Below are 22,440 nucleotides of genomic sequence, written 5' to 3' on the forward strand. Positions count from 1 at the left end.
CACTTGAGACGGCGATCCGTGGCCCGCTTTGATCGATAGGGGCATACTCCCCTAAAATAGGGGCATATAAGACTTTTGCAACAGGCGGATTCCTTCATGAACTTGCATTCGATAGCGGCAGGAGCTCCTGCGACAGCCTACCTGCTTTTGACCGATATCGTGCCGCTCAAGCGCGCCATCGGCGATCCAGAACGGGCAAACTCCGCAGATGCATGATGGATTCGAGCGCGTGCTTGGCCATCGCCACGAAGGCGGCGTAGCTCCTGTCGTTACAGATGTAACTTCTCAGTCCGATCGCGTCATGATCCAGTAGCAGAGCTCGCCAACATTTGAAGACCGCACAGGCCGCGTCTGGCAGTGCCCTTGCTCACGCTTGCGAGGACGTCGAATGAGCATCGTTTCGCACAACGGAGACCGAAGGATTTGTCTGAAGCGTCATTTACACAACGGCATGATTAGCGTCGCGATCAAGATGATTGTCCTGAGCATCGCAGATCGCATTTCGTCAGCGATCGACGTCAGAGCGCCACTGGGTCGAGGGGCGTTGCAGGACCGCAGGTCGCGGGCAGAAGGTAAGCAAACAAGTGACTCTTTTATCACGTCTATTCCTGCTGGTGGCTATCGCATTGATCCCAGCTATCGCGATTCAAGCCTACAATGAATTCCAATTCCGTTGCACCCGCCAAGTCGAAGTGCAAAACCAGGCACTCAACCTGGCGGAGCTTGCCGCGGCAGAACAGCGGCAGATCGTCCAGGGAATGCATCAAGCCCTGATCGCACTATCGGAGCTTCCGGCGATAAAGGCGAAGAACACCGAAGGCTGCAACGCCTACCTCGCCAGGATCATGCGACGATATCCGGGGTTCATCAGCTTCATCGTGGTCGACACGAACGGCGACGCCTTCTGTGACACCAACATTGACTACAAGCGATCGACCGCGGCTGGAAGGCCCTACTTCGCCGACGTACTGAAAACCGGTAAATTCACAGTCGGAGAGTTCGCAATCGGTCGGCAGACTGGTCGCAAGGTCCTTCATTTTGCGCTGCCCTTCTATGGCGACGATGCCCGGCTTGGCGGCGTCGTCATAGCCGCCCTCAGCCTGGATTGGCTTGCCGGCTCCATCGCTCAGCAGGATGTGCCGCCGGGGGCCGCACTTGCGATCATGGACCGGAACGGCACGTACCTGGCCCGTTATCCCGATAACGACCGCTTTGCCGGCCGGAGGATACCCGGGGATAACGATCGAAAGCCCGACCATCGGAGCACTGCCGATATCGTCGATCTCGATGGTGTGGAGCGGATCGTCGGGTATTCGGTCCTGCAGGATGGGGGAATCGTTATCGTCTTTGGCCTCGACAAAGCCCGGGCGTTCACCGAGATCCAGCACGGCACACAGCGTGGCGTTTTCCTGATCGTACTGAGCACCGCGCTGGTGTTGAGCCTGACGTCGCTGGGGGCTCGGCGGTTCATCCATCGTCCGCTCGAGCAACTGGTCGACGCCGCCAACCAATGGCGGCTAGGCGACCTTGCACGACGCGTCGACGTCCAGGGAACATCCGAAATCATCCGGGTCGCCGAAGCGTTCAACACCATGGCCGATGCGCTCGAACGCCGCGAGCACGAATTGTCCGAAGCAAAGGAGAGAGCCGAGGAAGCTGCCGCTCGGTTCACCATGATCTTTGAGAACACCACCGACAGCGTGCTTATCGTCGATCGGGATTGGCGGGTCAGCTATCTCAATGGACCGGCCTCGGCGAGTGTCGCCCACGGCCGGAACATCGTCGGCATGGCCCTTCCAGAAGCCTTCCCGGTCGCCGCCGATCTGGAAGCCTTGAAGAAAATTCGGGAGGCGACGTCAGAGCGACGACCGACCTATCTCGAAATGTTTTGCCCGCGCATGCAGGCCTGGTACGCACTCAATGCCTTTCCCTCGAGCCACGGCCTCGCGATCTTCCTCCGCGACATCACCGATCACAAGCAGGCCGTGGAGGCGCGCCGTCAGATGGAGGAGCAGCTCCATCAGAGCCAGAAGATGGAGGCCGTCGGCCAGCTCACCGGCGGCGTCGCGCACGACTTCAACAACCTGCTTACGGTGATCTCTGCGAATCTCGAACTCATCGAGGATGCCCCAGATATCGGCAAGATCCGGCAATACGCCGCAGCGGCGCGACGTTCAGTGCATCGCGGAACGAAGCTCACGACGCAGCTTCTCGCCTTTTCCCGTGGGCACGCATTGAAGCCGGAATTCGTCAACCCCAATCGGCTGCTTTCCGAATTCCAGGGACTCATCCGCCAAGCCGTCGGGGATGGATGCGAAGTCCAACTGCGGCTCGATGAAGAATTATGGATGTGTCGCGTTGATCCGTCGCTTCTGGAGACTGCGCTCCTCAACCTGGCCTTGAATGCGCGCGATGCCATGCCCGATGGAGGTGTGCTGCAGATCGAAACCCGGAACGTGGTCCAAGACAGGAGCTCGGTGTCCGGCTGTCCGCCCGGATCGTATGTGAGGCTCTCCGTCGCAGACACCGGCTGCGGAATGCCCCCGGAAGTGCGGGACCGCGTGTTTGAGCCATTCTTCACGACCAAGGATGTCGGGAAGGGTACGGGACTCGGACTCAGCATGGTCTATGGCTTCGTTCGACAGTCTGGTGGCCATATTGTCATCAACAGCGCACCCGGCGCCGGAACTACGATCGATCTATACCTCCCCAGGGCTGCGCAAGCGCGTGAGGCTGATCCGGAGTGCTCTCAACCCCAGGCCATACCGACCGGCACGGAACGAATTCTACTCGTTGAAGACAACGAGGATCTGCTGGAGGCCACGTCAGCCATGCTGACCACGTGCGGCTATCAGGTTTCCTGTGCCCGCAACGGCATGGACGCGCTTCGGATCCTCCAGAGCGGTCAGGATTTCGAGCTGTTGCTGAGTGATATCGTGATGCCCAACGGAATGAGCGGAGTTGAGCTTGCTCGCGAAGCGAGGAAGTTCGGCAAGGATATCAGAATCCTGCTCGCCTCCGGCTATGCGGCAGATGTATTGGAACGACACAATGCGGTCGGGGAATTTCCAATTGTCGAAAAGCCGTTCCGCCTGGCAGAGCTTGCCCGGCGTCTGCACGCGATGCTGCACGAAGCATGAGCGCTGACCCGTTTACCACAATGCTGATTGCTGGTTGGCGGCCACCGCAAATCCCTCGGGCATGCTGCGGATCGTGGAGCAGCCTGCAACTAGCGTCCCCGACCGCGATTGGCGGCAATCGGTTCGCGCGGGATCGTCACCTGTGACAACGCTTCAACAAAGATGGGCTCCCAAGCCCTGATATGATGCCTGAGCAGATTGGTGAGAGCCTCCTCCTTGCCGGCCATCGCAAGCTCAATGATCTGATAGTGCTCCGCGGTTGACTCATTCTGGCGGGCGAGACCTGCACGCGACTTGATACCGTAAAGTCGCATTTGGTCACGCAATCCCATCACCAACTCGGTGAGTCGTGCATTGTCCGCCGCGGCCGTCAACATCTGATGAAAGCTTCGATCGGATTCGAGATAGAGCCTCAGGTCTTCCGTTCTCACCGCGCGCGCGATGTCATCGGCAAAGCGATAAAGCCCTTCGAGATCCCTCTTTGGCTTGCGTGCAACGATCGCGGCCGCATGGAGCTCCAGGACTTCGCGGAGATCAAACAGGTTGCGCAGTTCGGTCAAGGTCGGTTCGACCACCTTGAAGCCCCGATTGCGCATGGGTTCGATCAGTCCGCTGCGCGTCAGCTCCAGCAGCGCTTCGCGCACCGGAGTCGTCGAGATGCCGAGGCTCGTGGCGAGGGTCGGCACGGAATACATCGTTCCCGGCGCGCTCTGACCGGAAATGATCTCGGCGCGCACCTGCTGCACCACCTGCTCCCGCAAATTCTGCTCCATCCCCATCTCCGCTTCGTCGGTTCCAGAGCCCTCCGGCTTAGCAAGTGCAGCACAATAAATGCGCTTGACGGAGGATATGCCCACAGATCATGCTGTGTAAAGCGTTACAGTAACGCGCTACATTAACTTCCCTGTGACACGGTTTCATTGACGATGGCTGAGCGCATCCCGGGCTATTGCACGCTCTGCCGATCACGGTGCGGCTCGACCATGGTGGTCGAGAATGGCCGGCTGATCGGCGTCGAGAGCCTGCAAGGGCATCCGACCGGCGGAGCGCTATGTGCAAAGGGCCGCGCCGCACCGGAGATGGTCCATAGTCCGCGGCGGCTGACCAAACCGCTTCGTCGAACTGCGCCGCGAGACGCTGCCGATCCGGGCTGGACCGAAATTTCCTGGGACGAGGCGCTGGACGACATCGCCCGAGAGCTCGGCGGCATTCGCAAAACATCCGGCGCTGAAACCGTGGCCTTTGCCGTCACCACGCCCAGCGGCACACCGATGGTCGACAGCTTCGAGTGGGTCGAGCGCTTCATCAGGTGCTTCGGCAGTCCAAATCTGATCTACGCCGTCGAAATCTGCGGCTGGCACAAGGACTATGCCCATGCCCTGACTTTCGGCCGCGGTATCGGCTTTCCGGATTATGAGCAGGCCGATGCCATCGTCTTGTGGGGACACAATCCCGCCCGCACATGGCTTGCCCAGGCGACCCGTATCGGCAATGCGCGACGGCGCGGAGCGCGGGTTGCAGTGGTCGATCCCAAGCCGAACGGATCGGGACAGGACGCTGACCTCTGGCTACGCATCCGTCCCGGCTCGGACGGAGCCCTCGCGATGGGCGCAATCCGGCATCTCATTGCGACAGGATCGTTCGATGCGGGCTTCGTCACGCGCTGGACCAACGGGCCTTTCCTGGTCGACACCAATACAGGCCGCTTCGTTCGTGCCAACGAACTCTGGGACAATCAAGCGTCGGAAGCTTTCGTCGTGCTGGATCAGTCCGGGATGGCGCAGGCCTACGACGCCCGAGTTGCGGCTCTCGATCCTGCGCACTGCAGGCTGGATGGCCGGGCGACGCTCGCCGGGCGCGATGGCCGCGTCATCGCTGCGGCGACCGCCTTCCGTCTGCTGGCCACGGAGGCTGCCCCCTACACGATCGCGCGCGTCGCCGAAGTGACTTGGCTCGAGGAGCGCAACATCGCTGCGTTCTACGGCCTGTTCGAGAACAGCCCAAGGCTCGCCTACCACTCGTGGACCGGCGTCGGCCAGCACACCAATGCGACGATGACCGAGCGGGCGATCGCAACGCTCTACGCACTGACCGGCGCCTGCGACCGGCCCGGCGGCAATGTCTGGCCGGTGCCGCCACCGACACGCAGCGTCAACGACTATGACTTGTTGCCGCCGGAGCAGAAGGCCAAAGCGCTCGGCATCGACGAATTGCCGCTCGGGCCGCCAAGCCGGGGATGGATCACCGCGCGCGATTTCAGCCGCGCCGTGCTCACGGGCGAGCCCTATCGCGTCCGGGCGCTGATGAGCTTCGGCACGAACTTCGTGGTTTCTCAGGGGCACTCCTCACGCAATCGCGAGGCATTGCGTGCACTCGACTTTCACGTTCACGTCGACATGTTCATGAATCCGACGGCAGAGAATGCGGACATCATCCTGCCGGCCAATATGCCGTGGGAGCGGGATGCCCTCAAAATCGGTTTCGAGATTACGCAGGATGCCGTCGAAACGATACAATTCCGTCCGCAGATGCTTCCGCGTCTCGGCGAGTGCAAGGCAGACTATGAAATCGTAGCCGAGCTCGCCGTCAGGCTGGGCCTGGCAAACCAATTCTTCGGTGGCGACATCCGCGCCGGCTGGAACCATCAGCTCGCGCCGCTTGGCATAACCGTCGACGAACTGCGGCGACATCCAGAGGGCCTGCGCTTTCCCCAGCAGTTCCGGCACGAAAAATACGCAGTGCAGCGGGAGGACGGCACGATCGCGGGCTTTGCCACGCCCACCCGCCGTGTCGAAATCTACTCGGAATTGATGCTCGATCACGGCTACGCGCCGCTGGCAGGTCATATCGAGCCTGCAGAAAGCCCGCTTGCAGACGGCGCCGACAGCCGTTTCCCGCTGGTGCTCACCACAGCCAAGAGCGGCTGGTTCGTGCACAGCTCGCACCGTCACGTCGCCTCGCTTCGCAAGAAAACGCCTGATCCCGCGATCGAGATCACCAGCACGTTCGCGGCGCGGCGCGGCCTTGAGGATGGCGACTGGGCGATCGTCGAGACGTCAACGGGAGAGGTACGGCTGCGCGTGCGGCTGAACGAATCTCTCGACGATCGCATCGCCATCGCCGAGTTCGGTTGGTGGGAGGATTGTCCGCCACTGGGCCGCGAAGCGACCAGCTCCGCTGGTTTTGCGACATCGAACATGAACGACGGCTTAAGCGACGCAACGCGCGATCCGGTCAGCGGCTCGGTGCCGCTGCGGGCGATACGCTGCGACATTCGCAAGGACGAGACCGCGAGCCGTGGCCGCTGGGTCGGCCGGCGCGCTTTCTCGGTCGCCGCCATTCGCAGCGAGTCCAACGATGTCGTCGCGCTCGACCTCCTCCCGCGCGATGGCGGCCCGCTTCCCGCGTTCCGGCCGGGACAACACATCATGCTGGGCCTGCCGGGAATCGATGTGACCCGCGCCTATTCGCTGACCGGCCATGGCGGCCAGGACGTCCTGTCGGTCGCAATAAAGAAACGGCGTTTCGACGATTTGGCCCACACCCGCGACACCGGTCATCTTTCCGCTCATATCCATCGCCTGACCGTCGGTGATCAAGTCCAGATCGAGGCGCCAAGAGGAATTTTCACCCCGCCGCTGGCGGGCCCCCGGCCTCTCATTTTTCTCGCCGCGGGCATCGGCATCACACCCTTTATGAGTCACCTCGAGGCGCTGGCGGAGCGCGAGCCGACGGAGCGCGTCGCCAAGGTGCTTCTGCTCTATGGTTGCCGCAACGGTGATGAGCATCCCTTTGCCCGGCGGTTGCGGGAGCTTGCAGACCTCTTGCCGGAGCTCGATCTCGTCACGGCGTTTTCAGCGCCACGCGCGCAGGATCGCTGTGCGCAGGACTACGATTATGCGGGCCGGCTCGACCTAGCGGCGATCGATCCGCTGCTGCCGCAACGGCCCCTCGCCTATCTTTGCGGCTCGCCGCACTTCACGACATCAATGACTGAGCGACTGGTAGAACGGGGCATGCCGCGCTTCGACGTATTCGCGGAGGCGTTCGCATCACCGCCGATCGTGCCGCGGACGTTGCAGCCACAGAAGGTTCACGTCGCCGGTACCGACAAAAGCTTTATCTGGTCGCCTGAACTCGGAACCCTTCTCGATGCCGCTCAGGCCGCGGGCCTGTCTCTTCCCAGCGGTTGCCGTGTCGGCCAGTGCGAGAGCTGCGCCATGCGCATCGTCAAGGGCGACGTCGCACAACTCGGCGGCGATGAGGGCGCGACGGACCAGTGCCTGACCTGCCAGACGGTTCCTCTCTCCGAACTCACGCTCGCGCTTTGACCGGCAATGACGCGACGAAACCAACACCGACATAATAATGGGGACAGCAATGACCGACGCTACGCATAGAAATTCCTTTCCGGACAAAGTGCCGATGCAGACCAACCTGCTTGCAAGGCTCTCGCAGCATATGGTCGCCTTCGCCGAGCGTTGGTTTCCGGATGCCTATGTGTTCGTTCTGATTGCCGTGGTCGTGATCGCGCTCGGCACCATCGTGCATGGCGGCTCACCGCTTGCGGTCAGCCGCGCCTTCGGCGACGGCTTCTGGAATCTGATTCCGTTCACGATGCAAATGGCGCTGGTCGCGATCGGCGGCTATGTGGTCGCAATGTCGCCGCCTGTCGCGGCGGTGCTGCGGCGGCTGGCGGCCGTACCCTCCACCGCGCGCGGCGCTGTGGTCTTCGTCGGTGTCCTCAGTATCGTCCTGTCGCTGTTGAACTGGGGTCTCAGTCTGATCTTTTCCGGCCTGCTGGTGCGCGAAATCGCGCGGCGCACGGACATCAGGCTGGACTATCGCGCGGCCGGTGCGGCTGGCTATCTCGGCCTCGGCTGCGGTTTCACGCTCGGCATCACATCATCAGCCGCCCAGCTTCAGGCCAATGCGGCCAGCATCCCGAGTTCGCTGTTGCCGATCACCGGCGTCATCGGTTTCTCCGAGACGATCCTGACGTGGCAGAATCTGGTCACGACGGTGGTCGTCACCGCGCTATCCGCAGCGATCTGCTACCTGACTGCTCCAGATCCGAGGTTGGTCAAGACCGCCGCGGATCTCGGCGTGTCGCTCGACGACGACCAAATCGAGCCGAAGAAGCCGGCGCGGCCCGGCGATTTTCTCGAGTTCAGTCCCATTCTGACGATCCTGATCGTCGTGCTGGCGCTGGGCTGGCTCTGGCAAACCTTCCAGTCCGGCAATCCGCTGATCACCCTGTCGGGTCTGAACACTTACAATTTCGTCTTTCTGGTGCTTGGCATCCTCTTGCATTGGCGTCCACGCAGCCTGCTTGAGGCTTTTTCCAAGGCGATGCCAAGCGTCTCGGGCGTGCTGTTGCAGTTTCCTTTCTACGCCGGAATCGCTCAGATGCTGACCAAGGTGCCGAACAGCAAGGGCGTAACGCTGTCCGACACCATCGCACACTGGTTCGTGGACGCCTCCGCCAACTCGACCGTCTTCTCGTTTCTGGTTGGAATCTATTCCGCGGTACTCGGTTTCTTCATCCCGTCGGCTGGCGGCAAGTGGATCATCGAGGCCCCGTACATCATGAAGGCGGCCAATGAGATCGGGGCTCATTTGGGCTGGACCGTGATGATCTATAACATCGCGGAGACGCTGCCGAACTTCATCAATCCATTCTGGATGCTTCCGCTGCTTGGCATACTCGGCTTGAAGTCAAAAGACCTGATCGGCTACACCTCGGTGCAGTTCTTTGTGCATTTCCCGATCGTCATGATCCTTGCGGCAATCCTGATGACGACTTTCACCTACCACCCCCAATTCTTCCCTGATCGACCGCTGAGCCGCGCGAACTGACACGCCGGGACGATCGCACTGACGTCCCGGCCGTATCCTCGTCCGGCATGCCGGAGCACAACGTCGATTTGGTTCGGCAACCGCGACAGCATGCGGGCGTCGCGCGAGAGCCGCGACGCAAAGTCTTGCAATGAGAAGGCCATGACCGAGAAACAACCGCTGCAGACCATTGATGCAGAGGAGGCGACGCGCCTTCTCCCGATGGATGAGCTGATCCCGCATCTGCGCAGCTTCTTTGTCAGGGGCTGCACGGTTCCGCCGCGACATCATCATACGATTCCAGTTCCGGGCGAGCCGGACGCGACGCTGTTGCTGATGCCTTCATGGCAGCAGAAATCGGAAGGTGACGACCTGCTTGGAGTCAAGCTGGTCGCCGTATTCCCGGGCAACGCCGCGCGCAAGATGCCGGCGCTCACATCGGTCTATCTGCTGTTCGACAGCGGCACCGGTGTGCAACTTGCGACGGTCGCAGGTGACGTCCTTACCGCCCGGCGAACCGCTGCGACGTCAGCGCTCGCGGCGTCCTATCTGGCGCGCGAAGACGCGACCAACCTGCTCATTCTCGGCTCCGGCCGGATCGCAAGCCTTTTGCCGGAAGCCTATCGGGCCGTCCGCGACATTCGCCGGATCAGCGTGTGGAACGTCAACGCCGACAGCGCCATTCGGATGGTGGATCGTCTCCGCGACTCCGGACTGGATGCCGTGTTCGTGTCCGACCTTGAACATGCCGTCAGGACGGCTGATATCGTCACGTCGGCCACTCTGGCAACATCGCCACTGATCAAAGGTGAATGGCTGCAGGCCGGCGTCCATGTCGATCTCATCGGCGCCTTCACGCCGGCGATGCGGGAATCGGATGACGAAGTCGTCAAGCGTTCCGCCATATTCGTGGACACCTATGAGGCGGCACATGAGGCCGGTGATCTCGTCCACCCGATCGAGGCAGGAATTTTGTCACGTCAGGACTTGAAGGCGTCGCTAGCCGAACTGTGCAGCGGCGCCGTTCACGGGCGACGATTGCGCGACGACATCACCATGTTCAAGGCAGTCGGGACCGCTCTGGCGGATCTTGCCGCCGCAGGTCTTGCATACAATACCCGCATACGGCGCGTCGCCCACATCGCGTAATAACGCGACAGGTATGAAAATTGAACGAGCTCGGCGTGTCATGCGTCGAAAGCCGGTCGTGCGCCGCGTACTGTGCCGACCCTCCGCCGATCCATCAAGCGCCTGACCCAGTCACGCCCGGGCTCCTCGACAAGACGATACGTTGCAACCGACAGCAGGACGGTCAACAACAGCATCGCAATTTGCAGGAGATCACCAAGCCAGAGCGATCCATTCAGAGAGACAACTTTCGTCGGTTCATGGCCCGGGCTCAACGCGTAAGAGGCAAACAATTCCGTATGCGTAAGGCGCTCGACGACCATAAGGATGGCCCGCACCACTGCCCTGAGGAGCGGATGCAGCATGTAGATCGAATAGGTCAGCGTCCCGATCGTAAGCATGGACGGAACCGTCAGCCAACGGCTGACCGCGCCAGCTTCACGCGCGAACACCAGAACGACCAGCGTAAACACCAGCGGCGAGGCGACCTGCAGAGTGACGCTGCTTCCAGCGACCGAAACATAGCCCACAACGAGCACGAGACTCGCCGCCTCGAGCAATGTCTCAACGGATGGCACCAGGCGTGCGCGCAACACTGAGAGGCGCTCTCGTAGATCGAAAGCGAGAACGCCAAGCGCGAAACCATAAAGGCAGCGCACCAACCCATAGTCATAAGTCGCATTCATCCCGTCCGGGCTGATGGTGGCGAGCACAACCGGCCCCGCAATGATCGGAAGCAGCCAAGGCCAGATTGTCGGCCCGATCCTGCTCACGACGGCGGCGAAGATCACATAAGCGGCGAACTCGGTGCTGATGCTCCAACTCGCGAAGTTCAACCAGTTCTGCGGATTAACGCCGAGCCCCTGCAGCAGCAGAATGTTGGTGACGATGGCCTGCAAGAGGTTTGGGCCAATACCGTCCTTCGCAGCGTCGATGGGAATGAACAGCAGCAAGGTCACGAGATGCAGCGGATAGATCCTCCCAAGCCGCAGGAGGAGGAAGCGGCCTGTGCCGAAGCCCTCAGCGAGACGCGAACGATAATTCGACGCGATGACAAAGCCGCTCAACACGAAGAAGAAATCGACGAAGAGGTAGGCATTTCTGGTGAGCGGCAGGAACGACAGATGGCTGATAACGTCGAAGTGAAACAGCGCGACCATGCAAGCGCAAATGCCACGCCAACTGTCGAGAGCATGATACCGGGTGATATTTTTGGCCGAGTCCATCGAAAACGGGTAGGCAAGACCTTCCACCGGCACAAGCAGCGGTTGACGCTATGCTTAATGTGGCGCCATCGCCGTCACGGATGTATCTCGCGCCATGGCAAGGACGACGACACCATCGACAGGGCACGCGAAAGCGGCACCAGCGGCAACATCAGCGACCCGTTTGACCTCGGCGGCGATCCGGAATTACCGGCGCATGGACATCGCTGGTATCGTCGAGCTCGCATCATGGCGCGGGGGCTCGCTCGGGCTCAGGCCGTATTTCCATGACGACACTCAGATCGTGCTGATTCTGTCGGGTTCTCGTGCCTTTCGTGGCGGCCATCAGAACGCAGCTGGAACCCCAAAGCACATGCCAAGAGAGCAGCCCGTGCAGCAGGCTCGGGTGCCACATCAGACCTCAAGCAAATTGTCGAGATTGTCGGACGGTTCGGCGCTCACTATAAGGCCGATCACTGCGTGCTACGCAGGGGGTACCCATAGTTGAGCGCGGCGCGCTCAACCGAAACCGTAAGCGATTGAAAACACATCGGAATATGGTCGGAGTGGCAGGATTCGAACCTGCGACCCCTGCGTCCCGAACGCAGTGCTCTACCGGGCTGAGCCACACTCCGACTGAGAACGCGGCTTATAGCGTCGGGTTGGGACGACCGCAAGCCGCGCATTTGAGGATTTGAGTCACAGTGGAAACCAGCCTGAAAACCCGGATCCTGCCGGCCGGACCAGCCGCGACCGCGGCGGCGGCCGGCGTGCTCGCAAAAGGCGGCCTAGTGGCGTTCCCGACCGAGACCGTCTACGGGCTCGGCGCCGACGCCACCAATGCGACCGCGATTGCCCATCTCTACCAGGCCAAGGGGCGGCCGGCGTTCAATCCCCTGATCGCTCATGTCGGCGATCTCGCCGACGCGCGGCGGATCGCCCGGTTCGGTGCGGTGGCGACCGCGTTGGCCGAGGCGTTCTGGCCGGGGCCGCTGACGCTGGTGCTGCCGAAAACGGAAGGCTGCCCGGTGGCGGAGCTTGCGACCGCGGGGCTCGATACCGTCGCGGTGCGCGTGCCCGCCCACCCCGTGGCCCGCGACATCCTGCGCGCCCTCGGCCGGCCGGTGGTGGCGCCTTCCGCCAACCTCTCCGGCCATGTCTCGCCGACCACGGCGGAGCATGTCGCAAGCGATCTTTCGGGGCGCATCGACCTGATCGTCGATGGCGGCGCTGTCGAGGTCGGGGTCGAATCCACCATCGTCGGCTGCTTCGAGCGCGTGACACTGCTCCGGCCGGGCGGGCTGCCGCGCGCGGAGATCGAGCGCGTGCTCGGCCACAAGCTCGACCAACTTCCAGCGGACGCCGAAAGCGACAACGGCCAGCCGCTCGCGCCGGGCGACGGCGGCAAGCCGCTCGCGCCGGGCATGCTTGCCTCCCACTACGCCCCGCGCACGCGTGTGCGACTCAACGCTGACAGGATCGAGCCCGGAGAGGCGCTTCTGGCGTTTGGGCCCTTGAGCATATCGGGGGTTGATTCGGCGGCTGCCGTGATGAATCTGTCTGATGGTGGCGATCTTGCCGAGGCCGCCGCCAATCTGTTCGGCTATCTCCGCGCGCTCGACACCGAAGCCGCGCGTGCGATCGCGGTGATGCCCATTCCCCATCACGGTCTGGGCGAAGCCATCAACGACCGGCTGCGCCGCGCAGCCGTTGGCCGCGAATGAAGGCGGCCGGAGTGAAAGAGACCGGGATGAACATCGCAGATCCGCCAGCGCCGCAGCTTCCGCCGGAACTGATCGACAAGTTTCGCGCCATCGTCGGCGACAAATATGCGGTGACTGATGCCACCGACATCGCGCCCTACCTCGTGGAGGAGCGCAACCTGTTCCAGGGGCGCTCGCCGCTGGTGCTGCGCCCAGGCTCGACCGCGGAAGTCGCCGCGATCTGCAAGCTCGCCTCGGCGCATCGCATCGCGCTGGTGCCGCAGGGCGGCAATACCGGCCTGGTCGGCGGGCAGACGCCGCATCATGGCGAGGTCGTGATTTCGCTGAAGCGGATGGACAAGATCCGCGAGATCGATACCGCCTCCAACACCATGACCTGCGAGGCCGGCGTGGTGCTGCAGGTGGCTCAGCAGCGCGCCAGCGACGTCGACCGGCTGTTTCCGCTCTCGCTCGGCGCCGAGGGAAGCTGCACCATCGGCGGCAATCTCTCGACCAATGCCGGCGGCACGGCCGCATTGGCCTATGGCGTGGCGCGCGAGATGGCGCTCGGGCTCGAAGTGGTGCTGGCCGACGGGCGCGTGCTCAACGCGCTGTCGAAACTGAAAAAGGACAATACCGGCTACGACCTGCGCAATCTCTTCATCGGCGCCGAGGGCACGCTCGGCATCATCACGGCGGCGACGCTGAAGCTGTTTCCGAAGCCGCGCGCAATCGAGACAGCCTTTGTCGGGTTGAAATCGCCGGCGGATGCGCTGCAGCTATTGTCGATCTCGCAAACCGAAGCCGCGGGCAGCCTCACCAGCTTCGAGCTGCTTGCCGACATCGCGGTGGATTTCTCAATCCGCCACGGCATCGACATTCGCGATCCGCTCCAGAGCAAGCACCCCTGGTATGTGCTGATGGAGCTTTCCTCGCCGCGCGACGATGCACGCGATACGCTGGAAGTCATCCTCGCCGAGGGCATGGAAGATGGCATCGTCGATGACGCCGTGATCGCCGCCAATTTGAGCCAGCGCCAGGCGTTCTGGAAATTGCGCGACGAGATGTCCGCGGCACAGAAGCCGGAAGGCGGCTCGATCAAGCACGACATCTCGGTCCCGGTCGCCGCGGTCCCGGCCTTCATCGAAGAGGCCAACGCCGCGGTGGTCAAGCTGATCCCCGGCGCGCGGCCGGTGCCGTTCGGCCATCTCGGCGACGGCAACATCCATTACAATGTCAGCCAGCCGATCGGCGCCGACAGCGCCGACTTCCTCGGCCGCTGGCATGAGGTCAACGCTGTCGTGTTCGACATCGTGCTGCGGATGGGGGGCTCGATCTCGGCCGAGCACGGCATCGGCGTGCTCAAGCGCGATGAATTGCCCGATGTGAAGGACAAGGTCGCGATCGAACTGATGCGCAGCATCAAGGCGATGCTCGATCCGCTCGGTATCATGAATCCTGGAAAAGTACTGTGAACGTCGCACCGCCACCCCCTATCGCTGCGCTCGCCATCGCGCCGATGTCCGACAGCGACGTCGCTGACGTCGTCGCACTGTGGCAGCGCTGCGGGCTGACACGGCCGTGGAACGATCCGGTCGCCGATATCGCGCTGGCACGACGAGGGCCCAATTCGGACATCCTGGTCGGCCGCGACAATGGGGTGATCGTCGCATCCGCCATGGTCGGCCATGAGGGCCATCGCGGCTGGGTCTATTACGTCGCGGTCGATCCCGAGCGACAGGGCAAGGGATACGGCCGGGTGATCATGCGCGCGGCGGAGGACTGGCTCCAGGCGGCCGGCATTGCAAAACTGCAATTGCTGGTGCGGCGGGAAAACGCCAAGGTCGGCGCGTTCTACCAGTCGATCGGCTATGAGGAGCAGCAGCTTCTCGTGTTTTCCAGATGGATCGACGGGCGCACGCCGCCATGAGTATTTCCGACCGCGTCCACATCAAGGACGAGCGCGTGCTCTCCGATGAGCACTACGTGCTGAAGTCGGTGACCTTCGACTACCGCCGCGGCGACGGTGCGTGGCAGACGCTGAACCGCGAGGTGTTCGACCGCGGCAATGCCGCCACGCTGCTGCCCTACAATCTCGCCGCGCGCAGCGTGGTGCTGGTGCGGCAATTCCGCCTGCCGCCCTTCCTCAATGGCCATGACGATTTCATGATCGAGGCGGCCGCGGGCATGCTGGACAATGAGACCCCGGAGAACCGCATCCGCGCCGAGACGGAAGAGGAGACCGGCTACCGGCTTCACCACGTCGAAAAAGTGTTCGAAGCCTTCATGAGCCCGGGCTCTGTGACGGAGAAGCTGCATTTCTTCGTCGCCGAATATGATTCCTCGATGCGGGTCGGCGACGGCGGCGGCCTTGCCCATGAGGGCGAAGACATCGAGGTGCTGGAGCTGCCACTCGATGAAGCGCTGGCGATGATCAGAGACGGCCGCATCGTCGATGCCAAGACCATCATGCTCGTGCAATACGCCGCGCTGAATATTTTCCGGTGACTACTTGCGTCATGTCTTTCCCTTCTCCCCTTGTGGGAGAAGGTGGCGCGCATGAAATGCGCGACGGATGAGGGGTTCTCTCCACAACCGATGGTGCGCGTGGAGACAACCCCTCACCCTAGGGAGTCCGTGGCGACCGTCCGAGCAGCCCTCTCCCACAAGGGGAGAGGGCGCAACAAGCCACATCGCGCAAGGATGATGGGCACGTACGCTTTGCCCACCCGTCAGAACAAACTCCCCTGCCCGTCGTCTTCCACCGGCGACGATGGCTTGCGCGGTGTCGCCCGCTTCGGCTTCTGTGGCTCGGCAGCGCGCTCCTCGTCCGTGATCGGCAGCAGCAATTGCGCATCGTCATTGGCGGCGTGGTTGACCCGCGTCGAGACCTCATGCCAGACGAATTCGCCGACCGCCGGGCCCTTCAAGAGCGGCATCGCCAGCGAGACCTCGTCGTTGCGGCAATCGAGCCAGCGCTCGAAGGCGTCGGGCGAAATCGTCACGGGCACGCGGTGATGCAATCTCGCCAGATCCGCGCTGGCCGGCGCGGTGATGATCGCGACCGTATCGACCTCCTCGCCGTTCGGGCCGATCCAGGTTTCCGCCAGCGCGGCGAAGCCGACCGGCTGCTGGTCGCGGCGATGGATGAAATAGGGCCGCTTGCGGCCGCCCTCGTCGTGCCATTCATAATAGCCGTCAGCCGGGATCAGCGAGCGGCGGCGCCGGATCGCGTTCTTGAAGGCGGGCTTCTGCAGCACCGTCTCCGAGCGGGCGTTGAACAAGAGCCCGACCTGACGGGGATCCTTGACCCAGGCGGGTACCAGCCCCCAGCGCATCAGCCGGAAATGCCGGCCGCCGTTCTCCAGGATCACCACGGGAACGGGTTGGGTCGGCGCAATATTGTGCCGCGGGGGGAAGTTGGGCTGCTCGGCATAGCCGAAGAGCAGCCTGATCGCCTCCGGCGGCGAGGTGATAACGAAGCGTCCGCACATAATCCGGGAAAAATAAGTACTCGTTCAGGACCTTTTAACCGCCCCTGTCAAACACTGGGCATGATGAACGCCATGGGCTCAACGGCAGCACAATCCGATCGCCCGACACCGCGACCGGCGGGCCCGGACGAGGCCCGGGCTGCGCAATTGCGCGCCGCCAACATCAATCCGCGCACCGGGCTTGCCACCGATTACCTCAATCACTTCAACGAAGCCATCATGCTGCTCGAGCTGATTCCGGATATGCCGGAATGCGCCGAGGATTTCATGAGCTGGCACCCGCTGACCTATGCCGAGCATTTCACGGCCTCCAACTTCAGGGCGCGCGACCTCGCAATCGAAGCCTACGAATCGGCCGATCCCACGACCCGCGCCGAATTCGACAACATCACGAACACGATGACCTCGATATTGACGGCGGTAAGCGCCGCGATGGGCAAGGTGCGCCAGGACAAGACCCGTGCCAAGCTAGCCGAACAGGCCACGATCTGGGTCAAGCCGCTGGTCGCCCTCGCCGGCGGCATCATCAACGGCGGCACTGAAGCCGACATCGAACGGATCATGGCGAGCGAGTAGCTGAACCGGGTACAAATATCACTCTCGCCGTCATGGCCGGGCTTGTCCCGGCCATCCACGTCCTTCCAGCCACGAAGGAAGGCGTGGATGCCCGGGTCAAGCCCGGGCATGACGAACTCTACGGTTAGACCTCTCGTTCCCAATCGGGCATGATCTGGTCGGTTTCCCCGGTTCTGGATCGCCTCTTGACTTCCCCCGCCCAGCCTGCCCGTCCACAGCTTGCCGTTTCCGGCGCGATTTTTCGCGACGGCAAGGTGCTTCTGGTCCGCCGCGCCCGCTCGCCGGGCAAGGGCTTCTACTCGCTGCCGGGCGGCCGGGTCGAATTCGGCGAATCCCTGCATACGGCGCTGCACCGGGAGGTCGACGAGGAGACAGGGCTCAAGATCGACATCGTGGCGTTGGCCGGCTGGCGCGAGGTGCTGCCCGGGGCGGCCGGCGGCGGACACTATCTGATCATGTCGTTCGCGGCGCGATGGATGGCGGGGGAACCCCACCTGAATGACGAACATGATGATTTCAAATGGCTCGAGCCCGATGCGATCGGCGATCTCAAGGTCACCGGTGGCCTGCAGGAGGTGATTCAGGCCGCCCGGCGGCTGATTTGAAGCCCTCTGGCGCGAGATCCCGCGCCTTGCCTGCAGCACAATCCACAGGCATATGACGCGGCCATGTCGAAAGTTCTCCTGGCCGCCCTCATCCTCGTCACGGCGTGCAACCTCTCGCCTGCGCGGGCGGAGGATGCCGCGGCGCCGTTTGACGGCGACCTGCAGCGGCTCGCCGAGATCCTCGGCACCCTGCATTATCTGCGCGGCATCTGCGGCAGCAACGAAGGCGCCAAATGGCGCAACGAGATGCAGGCGCTGATCGACGCCGAAACCCCCTCCGGCGACCGCCGCGCCCGCATGATCGCGGGCTTCAACCGCGGCTATAACGGCTTCCAGCAGACCTACCGAAGCTGCACGCCGGCAGCGGTCGTGGCGATCCGCCGCTATGTCGAGGAAGGTTCGAAGATCTCGCGCGACCTGACCGCGCGCTATGCTAACTGATTGAACGAATAGACGATCGGTTTACCTTGGGCGGCGCCATTAACCCTTCCTAAAGATGTGGCCTAGGCGTGCCCAATCTGCATGCTACAGCTTTGTGCATGACGTGATTCGCCGTGAATCGCGCCGACATTGCCTGTGAGTTTCATGCGCATTCCAGCGTTCTCGATTGCCCGCGATCCCCTGCCTGACCACGAGCAGAAGCAGGCCGCGCTCTCCTACCTTAACGAGGCCTGGGCCGAAGCGCGTCATGACGGCATCGACGGCGACTGCCTCGCGCAGGCGAGCCTGTTCGCCGCGCTGGCCGAGCTGGTCGGCACCTATGGCGAAGAGGCGGTGGCGAAGTTCGTCGAGGGACTGCCGGCGCGCGTGCGCAACGGCGAATTCTCGCTGATACTGGCGCGGCAGTAGGTCTCCACGCGCTCAGTCGTCATCACCCGCTTGTTCTGCCGTCATTGCGAGCGAAGCGAAGCAATCCATTGTCACCCCGATTCGCGGCGGCAATGGATTGCTTCGCTTCGCTCGCAATGACGGAGAACTACACCCTCAACGTCTCCAAAAACCGCACCGGCTCGCCCAGCGACGGCGTCACAACCTCGCCCTGCCACATCACCCGCTTGCCACGGATGAACGTGCCGACCGGCCAGCCGGTGACGCGCATCCCGTCATAGGGCGTCCAGCCCGCGCGCGAGGCGATCCACCGGTTGGTGATGGTCTCGCTGCGCTTGAGATCGACGACGGTGAAATCGGCGTCATAGCCGGCCGCGATGCGGCCCTTGCAGGCGATGTTGAACAGCCGCGCCGGGCCCGCGCTGGTGAGGTCGACGAAACGCGCCAGCGACAGCCGGCCGGCGTTGATGTGATCGAGCATCAGGGGCACCAGCGTCTGCACGCCGGTCATGCCGGAGGGCGAGGCCGGATAGGTCTTCGCCTTCTCTTCCAGCGTATGCGGGGCGTGGTCGGAGCCGAGCACGTCGATGATGCCCTGCTCGACGCCGTACCAGATCCGCTCGCGATGGTCGGCCGAACGCACCGGCGGATTCATCTGCGCGTGGGTGCCGAGCCGCTCGTAGCATTCCGGCGCCGCCATGGTGAGGTGATGCGGCGTCGCCTCGCAGGAGGCGACGTCCTTGTGGTCGCGCAGGAAATCGATCTCCTGCTTGGTCGAGATGTGCAGCACGTGGATGCGCTTGCCGGTCTCATGCGCGAGCTTGACCAGCCGCTGCGTTGCCATCAGCGCCGCGACCTCATCGCGCCAGACCGGATGCGAACGCGGATCGCCCTCGATCCTGAGCGATTTGCGGTCGTTGAGGCGATATTCGTCCTCGGCATGGAACGCAGCGCGGCGGCGGATCACGTTGAAGATGCGGCGCAGGCTCTCATCGTCCTCGACCAGCAGCGTGCCGGTGGAGGAGCCGATGAACACCTTGACGCCGGCGCAGCCCGGCGCACGTTCGAGTTCCGGCAAATCCTGCACATTCTCCCGGGTGCCGCCGATGAAGAAGGCGAAATCGCAGTGCATGCGGTGATGGGCGCGCTTCACCTTGTCGGTGAAGGCCGCTTCCGTCACCGTCAGCGGGTCGGTGTTCGGCATCTCGAACACGGCGGTGACGCCGCCCAGCACAGCGCTGCGCGATCCGGTCTCGAGATCTTCCTTGTGGATCGGCCCGGGCTCGCGGAAATGCACCTGGGTGTCCATCACCCCGGGTAGGACGTGCAGGCCCCTGCAGTCGATCACCTCGTCGGCGGAATCGCAGTTGAGACCGCCGATCTCGGCAATACGGCCATTCCTGATGCCGATGTCGCGGACGCCCTCGCCATCCTGATTGACCACGGTGCCGGATTTTAGAATGGTATCAAAACGCTGATTCATCGCTCCTCATGCCGGTCTTCAAGCCGCCGCCCGGGCCTTGTTCGGCACAGTTTAGCGCCTTAACTTGGCAGGGGATATCCGCTAGCTCCGTTTCCCAAAGGAACCTTGGAAAAGGGCCGAACAAGCCGCATGAAAGCAGCATTTCTACCCGATCGGGGCGTGGTCAAGGTGACGGGCGAGGACGCCCGCAACTTCCTCAACGGCCTCGTCACATCAGACCTGACCGATCTTGCGCCGGGCATGGGCCGGTTCGGCGCGCTGCTGACCCCGCAGGGCAAGATCATCGTGGATTTCCTGATCACGGAGGCGCCCGCGGGCCATGGCGGCGGCTTCCTGATCGATGTGCCGCGCGCGCTCGCGCCAGCACTGACCGACAAGCTGCGCTTCTACAAGCTGCGCGCAAAGGTCGCGGTCGAGAATCTGTCCGACGGGCTCGGCGTACTGGCCGCCTGGGACGGCGAGCCGGCGATGAAGCCCGATCTCTGCTTCGCCGATCCGCGCAGCGACGCGATGGGTTTCCGCATCGTGGTGCCCGAAGATTTGAAAGCCAAGGTCGCAGGTCTCATCGGCGCCGATCTCGTCGACAGCGCCGCCTATGAGGCGCATCGCATTGTGAGCGGCATCCCGCGCGGCGGGCTCGACTTCAGCTATGGCGACGCGTTCCCGCACGAGACCAACATGGACCGGCTGAGCGGCGTCGATTTCGACAAGGGCTGCTATGTCGGCCAGGAAGTCGTGTCGCGGATGCAGCATCGCGGCACCGCGCGCACGCGCACCGTCAAGATCATCCTGGACGATCTGGCGCCCGAACCGGGCGCCACCATCGTCGCCGGCGACAAGCAGGTCGGCACCATGGGCTCGGCCGCGGGACAGAACGGCCTGGCGCTGATCCGCACCGACCGCGTCGCTGATGCGCTCGATGCCGGACTTTCGCTCTCCGCCGGCGGCCTTGGTCTGAAGCTTGCCGAGCCTGATGTTGTGCGCGCCGCACCGAAAAAGACCGTCGCATGAGCCGCACTGCGCAACTGCATCCCGACGGCAAGATTCGCTGTCCGTGGCCGGGCGAAGACCCGTTTTACGTCGCCTACCACGACGAGGAATGGGGTGTGCCGGAATATGACGACCGCGCGCTTTACGAAAAGCTGATTCTCGACGGCTTCCAGGCCGGCCTCTCCTGGATCACGATCCTGCGCAAGCGCGAGAATTTCCGTAAAGCCTTCGACGATTTCCAGCCCGAGAAGATCGCGCGCTACAACGACAAGAAGGTTCATGCGCTGATGAACGATGCCGGCATCGTGCGCAACCGCGCCAAGATCGAGGGCACGATCGCAAGCGCGAAGTCCTATCTGAAGATCATGGAGGAAGGGCCGGGCTTCTCGAAATTCCTATGGGATTTCGTCGACGGCCGTCCTAAGGTCAACGAGTTCAAGACCACGGCGAGCGTGCCGGCCTCGACACCGCTGTCGATCAAGGTCTCGAAAGAACTGGCCTCGCGCGGCTTCAAGTTCGTCGGCCCGACCATCGTCTACGCCTTCATGCAGGCGACCGGCATCGTCAACGATCATCTCGTGACCTGCTTCTGCCACGAGGCTTGCGGCGGCAAGCATCGCAGCCCGCGCTTCAAAGTGAAATGACCGGAAGATCACCGGCGCCGAAGCAGGACGCGCGGGCCTGGCAGCGCATGCTGTCCGGGCGGCGGCTCGACCTGCTCGACCCGTCGCCGCTCGACATCGAGATCGCCGACATCGCCCACGGGCTCGCCCGCGTCGCCCGCTGGAACGGGCAGACCAGCGGCGCGCACATCTTCTCGGTTGCCCAGCATACGCTCCTGGTCGAGGCGGTGATGCGCCAGCAGATGCCGCGCGTCGATGTCAGCGTGCGGCGCGCGGCGCTGCTGCATGATGCGCCGGAATATGTCATCGGCGACATGATCTCGCCGTTCAAGGCGGTGCTCGGCGGCGACTACAAGACGGTGGAGAAGCGCCTGCTCTCCGCGATCCACATCCGCTTCGGCCTGCCGCCGGCGCTGGCCGACGAGATCACGCAGCAGATCAAGGCTGCCGACCGCGGCGCCGCCTATCTCGAAGCAACGCGTCTGGCGGGATTTTCGGAAGCCGAAGCCAAGCGCCTGTTCGGCCGCGATCCCGCGCTGCCCGCGGCGACCGAGCGCGACTATCTCACGCCCTGGACCGCAGCAAAGGCCGAGAAACGGTTCCTCGAACGCTTCCAGGCGGTGGCGGCGTGATCTCTTCCCTTCTCGCCTTGTGGGAGAGGTGGCGCGAAGCGCCGGATGAGGGGTTGCCTCCACGGGCGATCGTGCGCGTGGAGAGACCCCCTCACCCAAGCGAGTTCGTGGCCATGCCGGAGCGGCCCTCTCCCACAAGGGGCGAGGGCGCGATAACTGGCATCGCGAAGGGCGGCTTTGCCCACCCTGCGGCAG

At 63.1% G+C, this 22,440-nt stretch carries 20 protein-coding genes and 1 tRNA gene; 16 read left to right on the forward strand and 5 right to left on the reverse strand.

The window, feature by feature from the left end; translation table 11 throughout:
- The first annotated feature begins 584 nt into the window (after positions 1-584).
- Positions 585-3,140 (forward strand): ATP-binding protein, encoded by a 2,556-nt coding sequence (locus AC5ZG1_RS10635; protein ID WP_496132808.1) that lies wholly within the window; start codon positions 585-587, stop codon positions 3,138-3,140.
- Positions 3,141-3,229: 89 nt separating this feature from the next.
- Here the strand turns inward: AC5ZG1_RS10635 and AC5ZG1_RS10640 are convergent, their stop codons facing one another.
- The gene (locus AC5ZG1_RS10640) at positions 3,230-3,913 is read right to left on the reverse strand and encodes a GntR family transcriptional regulator (RefSeq protein WP_035692213.1); all 684 of its coding nucleotides are present in this window, start codon (positions 3,911-3,913) and stop codon (positions 3,230-3,232) included.
- A 153-nt stretch (positions 3,914-4,066) separates the two neighbouring features.
- On the opposite strand from AC5ZG1_RS10640, the gene AC5ZG1_RS10645 reads away from it, so the two are divergent.
- The 3 genes from AC5ZG1_RS10645 to lhpI all read left to right on the forward strand — a co-directional run bounded on the left by AC5ZG1_RS10645 (position 4,067) and on the right by lhpI (position 10,127).
- The gene (locus AC5ZG1_RS10645) at positions 4,067-7,471 is read left to right on the forward strand and encodes a molybdopterin-dependent oxidoreductase (RefSeq protein WP_496132809.1); all 3,405 of its coding nucleotides are present in this window, start codon (positions 4,067-4,069) and stop codon (positions 7,469-7,471) included.
- Positions 7,472-7,520: 49 nt separating this feature from the next.
- The gene (locus AC5ZG1_RS10650) at positions 7,521-8,999 is read left to right on the forward strand and encodes a short-chain fatty acid transporter (protein ID WP_496132810.1); all 1,479 of its coding nucleotides are present in this window, start codon (positions 7,521-7,523) and stop codon (positions 8,997-8,999) included.
- Between the two features lie 141 nt (positions 9,000-9,140).
- On the forward strand, positions 9,141-10,127 hold the full coding sequence (lhpI, locus tag AC5ZG1_RS10655) for a bifunctional Delta(1)-pyrroline-2-carboxylate/Delta(1)-piperideine-2-carboxylate reductase (RefSeq protein ID WP_496132811.1): 987 nt from the start codon (positions 9,141-9,143) through the stop codon (positions 10,125-10,127).
- A gap of 38 nt (positions 10,128-10,165) precedes the next feature.
- On the opposite strand, the gene AC5ZG1_RS10660 is transcribed toward lhpI, so the two are convergent.
- Positions 10,166-11,266 (reverse strand): acyltransferase family protein, encoded by a 1,101-nt coding sequence (locus AC5ZG1_RS10660; RefSeq protein ID WP_496132812.1) that lies wholly within the window; start codon positions 11,264-11,266, stop codon positions 10,166-10,168.
- Here AC5ZG1_RS10660 and AC5ZG1_RS10665 point away from each other — a divergent pair.
- Complete coding sequence (locus tag AC5ZG1_RS10665; RefSeq protein ID WP_456645813.1) at positions 11,231-11,602, forward strand: hypothetical protein; 372 nt, start codon at positions 11,231-11,233, stop codon at positions 11,600-11,602. The genes AC5ZG1_RS10660 and AC5ZG1_RS10665 overlap by 36 nt on opposite strands.
- A 267-nt stretch (positions 11,603-11,869) precedes the next feature.
- On the opposite strand, the gene AC5ZG1_RS10670 is transcribed toward AC5ZG1_RS10665, so the two are convergent.
- A tRNA-Pro gene (locus tag AC5ZG1_RS10670) sits at positions 11,870-11,946 on the reverse strand.
- A 69-nt stretch (positions 11,947-12,015) separates the two neighbouring features.
- Here AC5ZG1_RS10670 and AC5ZG1_RS10675 point away from each other — a divergent pair.
- Genes AC5ZG1_RS10675 through AC5ZG1_RS10690 form a run of 4 tightly spaced genes read left to right on the forward strand, consistent with a single transcriptional unit; the run spans position 12,016 to position 15,522 of the window.
- On the forward strand, positions 12,016-13,035 hold the full coding sequence (locus AC5ZG1_RS10675) for an L-threonylcarbamoyladenylate synthase (protein WP_496132813.1): 1,020 nt from the start codon (positions 12,016-12,018) through the stop codon (positions 13,033-13,035).
- A gap of 26 nt (positions 13,036-13,061) precedes the next feature.
- The gene (locus AC5ZG1_RS10680) at positions 13,062-14,489 is read left to right on the forward strand and encodes an FAD-binding oxidoreductase (protein WP_496132814.1); all 1,428 of its coding nucleotides are present in this window, start codon (positions 13,062-13,064) and stop codon (positions 14,487-14,489) included.
- Positions 14,490-14,509: 20 nt separating this feature from the next.
- Entirely contained in the window at positions 14,510-14,944 is a 435-nt protein-coding gene (locus tag AC5ZG1_RS10685; RefSeq protein ID WP_456645834.1) for a GNAT family acetyltransferase, read from the forward strand.
- Positions 14,941-15,522 carry an NUDIX domain-containing protein gene (locus AC5ZG1_RS10690; RefSeq protein WP_496132815.1) on the forward strand — a complete coding sequence of 194 codons (582 nt, stop codon included), beginning with the start codon at positions 14,941-14,943 and terminating at the stop codon, positions 15,520-15,522. Before AC5ZG1_RS10685 ends, AC5ZG1_RS10690 begins: the two co-directional genes overlap by 4 nt.
- A gap of 224 nt (positions 15,523-15,746) precedes the next feature.
- On the opposite strand, the gene AC5ZG1_RS10695 is transcribed toward AC5ZG1_RS10690, so the two are convergent.
- A complete protein-coding gene (locus tag AC5ZG1_RS10695; protein ID WP_496132816.1) occupies positions 15,747-16,508 on the reverse strand; it encodes an SOS response-associated peptidase in 762 nt (253 codons plus the stop codon).
- A 72-nt stretch (positions 16,509-16,580) separates the two neighbouring features.
- On the opposite strand from AC5ZG1_RS10695, the gene AC5ZG1_RS10700 reads away from it, so the two are divergent.
- The 4 genes from AC5ZG1_RS10700 (at position 16,581) to AC5ZG1_RS10715 (ending at position 18,538) form a co-directional block, all read left to right on the forward strand.
- The gene (locus AC5ZG1_RS10700; RefSeq protein WP_496132817.1) at positions 16,581-17,084 is read left to right on the forward strand and encodes a hypothetical protein; all 504 of its coding nucleotides are present in this window, start codon (positions 16,581-16,583) and stop codon (positions 17,082-17,084) included.
- A 149-nt stretch (positions 17,085-17,233) separates the two neighbouring features.
- On the forward strand, positions 17,234-17,689 hold the full coding sequence (locus tag AC5ZG1_RS10705) for an NUDIX hydrolase (protein WP_496132818.1): 456 nt from the start codon (positions 17,234-17,236) through the stop codon (positions 17,687-17,689).
- A 63-nt stretch (positions 17,690-17,752) separates the two neighbouring features.
- The gene (locus tag AC5ZG1_RS10710; RefSeq protein WP_027582989.1) at positions 17,753-18,130 is read left to right on the forward strand and encodes a TIGR02301 family protein; all 378 of its coding nucleotides are present in this window, start codon (positions 17,753-17,755) and stop codon (positions 18,128-18,130) included.
- A 144-nt stretch (positions 18,131-18,274) separates the two neighbouring features.
- Positions 18,275-18,538: a hypothetical protein gene (locus tag AC5ZG1_RS10715; protein WP_130225582.1), complete on the forward strand. Its 264-nt coding sequence runs from the start codon at positions 18,275-18,277 to the stop codon at positions 18,536-18,538.
- A gap of 127 nt (positions 18,539-18,665) precedes the next feature.
- Here the strand turns inward: AC5ZG1_RS10715 and AC5ZG1_RS10720 are convergent, their stop codons facing one another.
- The gene (locus AC5ZG1_RS10720; protein ID WP_496132819.1) at positions 18,666-20,000 is read right to left on the reverse strand and encodes a dihydroorotase; all 1,335 of its coding nucleotides are present in this window, start codon (positions 19,998-20,000) and stop codon (positions 18,666-18,668) included.
- Between the two features lie 129 nt (positions 20,001-20,129).
- On the opposite strand from AC5ZG1_RS10720, the gene ygfZ reads away from it, so the two are divergent.
- Genes ygfZ through AC5ZG1_RS10735 form a run of 3 tightly spaced genes read left to right on the forward strand, consistent with a single transcriptional unit; the run spans position 20,130 to position 22,245 of the window.
- Positions 20,130-21,011, forward strand: coding sequence for a CAF17-like 4Fe-4S cluster assembly/insertion protein YgfZ (gene ygfZ, locus AC5ZG1_RS10725; protein ID WP_496132820.1), 882 nt, complete (start codon positions 20,130-20,132; stop codon positions 21,009-21,011).
- Complete coding sequence (locus AC5ZG1_RS10730) at positions 21,008-21,634, forward strand: DNA-3-methyladenine glycosylase I (RefSeq protein WP_130225585.1); 627 nt, start codon at positions 21,008-21,010, stop codon at positions 21,632-21,634. The genes ygfZ and AC5ZG1_RS10730 overlap by 4 nt, the downstream gene beginning before the upstream one ends.
- On the forward strand, positions 21,631-22,245 hold the full coding sequence (locus AC5ZG1_RS10735) for a YfbR-like 5'-deoxynucleotidase (RefSeq protein WP_456645805.1): 615 nt from the start codon (positions 21,631-21,633) through the stop codon (positions 22,243-22,245). The genes AC5ZG1_RS10730 and AC5ZG1_RS10735 overlap by 4 nt, the downstream gene beginning before the upstream one ends.
- The last annotated feature ends 195 nt before the right edge of the window (positions 22,246-22,440 follow it).

The organism is Bradyrhizobium sp. Leo78 (assembly GCF_059512425.1).

Excerpts from the sequence above, each read along its gene's own strand:
- AC5ZG1_RS10690 (WP_496132815.1), top strand. The coding sequence starts at position 14,941 with ATGAGTATTTCCGACCGCGTCCACATCAAGGACGAGCGCGTGCTCTCC.
- AC5ZG1_RS10720 (WP_496132819.1), bottom strand. The coding sequence starts at position 20,000 with ATGAATCAGCGTTTTGATACCATTCTAAAATCCGGCACCGTGGTCAAT.
- AC5ZG1_RS10700 (WP_496132817.1), top strand. The coding sequence starts at position 16,581 with ATGGGCTCAACGGCAGCACAATCCGATCGCCCGACACCGCGACCGGCG.
- AC5ZG1_RS10695 (WP_496132816.1), bottom strand. The coding sequence starts at position 16,508 with ATGTGCGGACGCTTCGTTATCACCTCGCCGCCGGAGGCGATCAGGCTG.
- ygfZ (WP_496132820.1), top strand. The coding sequence starts at position 20,130 with ATGAAAGCAGCATTTCTACCCGATCGGGGCGTGGTCAAGGTGACGGGC.
- AC5ZG1_RS10665 (WP_456645813.1), top strand. The coding sequence starts at position 11,231 with ATGGCTGATAACGTCGAAGTGAAACAGCGCGACCATGCAAGCGCAAAT.
- AC5ZG1_RS10660 (WP_496132812.1), bottom strand. The coding sequence starts at position 11,266 with ATGGTCGCGCTGTTTCACTTCGACGTTATCAGCCATCTGTCGTTCCTG.
- AC5ZG1_RS10705 (WP_496132818.1), top strand. The coding sequence starts at position 17,234 with ATGATCTGGTCGGTTTCCCCGGTTCTGGATCGCCTCTTGACTTCCCCC.
- AC5ZG1_RS10710 (WP_027582989.1), top strand. The coding sequence starts at position 17,753 with ATGTCGAAAGTTCTCCTGGCCGCCCTCATCCTCGTCACGGCGTGCAAC.
- AC5ZG1_RS10640 (WP_035692213.1), bottom strand. The coding sequence starts at position 3,913 with ATGGAGCAGAATTTGCGGGAGCAGGTGGTGCAGCAGGTGCGCGCCGAG.
- AC5ZG1_RS10715 (WP_130225582.1), top strand. The coding sequence starts at position 18,275 with ATGCGCATTCCAGCGTTCTCGATTGCCCGCGATCCCCTGCCTGACCAC.
- AC5ZG1_RS10735 (WP_456645805.1), top strand. The coding sequence starts at position 21,631 with ATGACCGGAAGATCACCGGCGCCGAAGCAGGACGCGCGGGCCTGGCAG.
- lhpI (WP_496132811.1), top strand. The coding sequence starts at position 9,141 with ATGACCGAGAAACAACCGCTGCAGACCATTGATGCAGAGGAGGCGACG.
- AC5ZG1_RS10730 (WP_130225585.1), top strand. The coding sequence starts at position 21,008 with ATGAGCCGCACTGCGCAACTGCATCCCGACGGCAAGATTCGCTGTCCG.
- AC5ZG1_RS10650 (WP_496132810.1), top strand. The coding sequence starts at position 7,521 with ATGACCGACGCTACGCATAGAAATTCCTTTCCGGACAAAGTGCCGATG.
- AC5ZG1_RS10680 (WP_496132814.1), top strand. The coding sequence starts at position 13,062 with ATGAACATCGCAGATCCGCCAGCGCCGCAGCTTCCGCCGGAACTGATC.
- AC5ZG1_RS10645 (WP_496132809.1), top strand. The coding sequence starts at position 4,067 with ATGGCTGAGCGCATCCCGGGCTATTGCACGCTCTGCCGATCACGGTGC.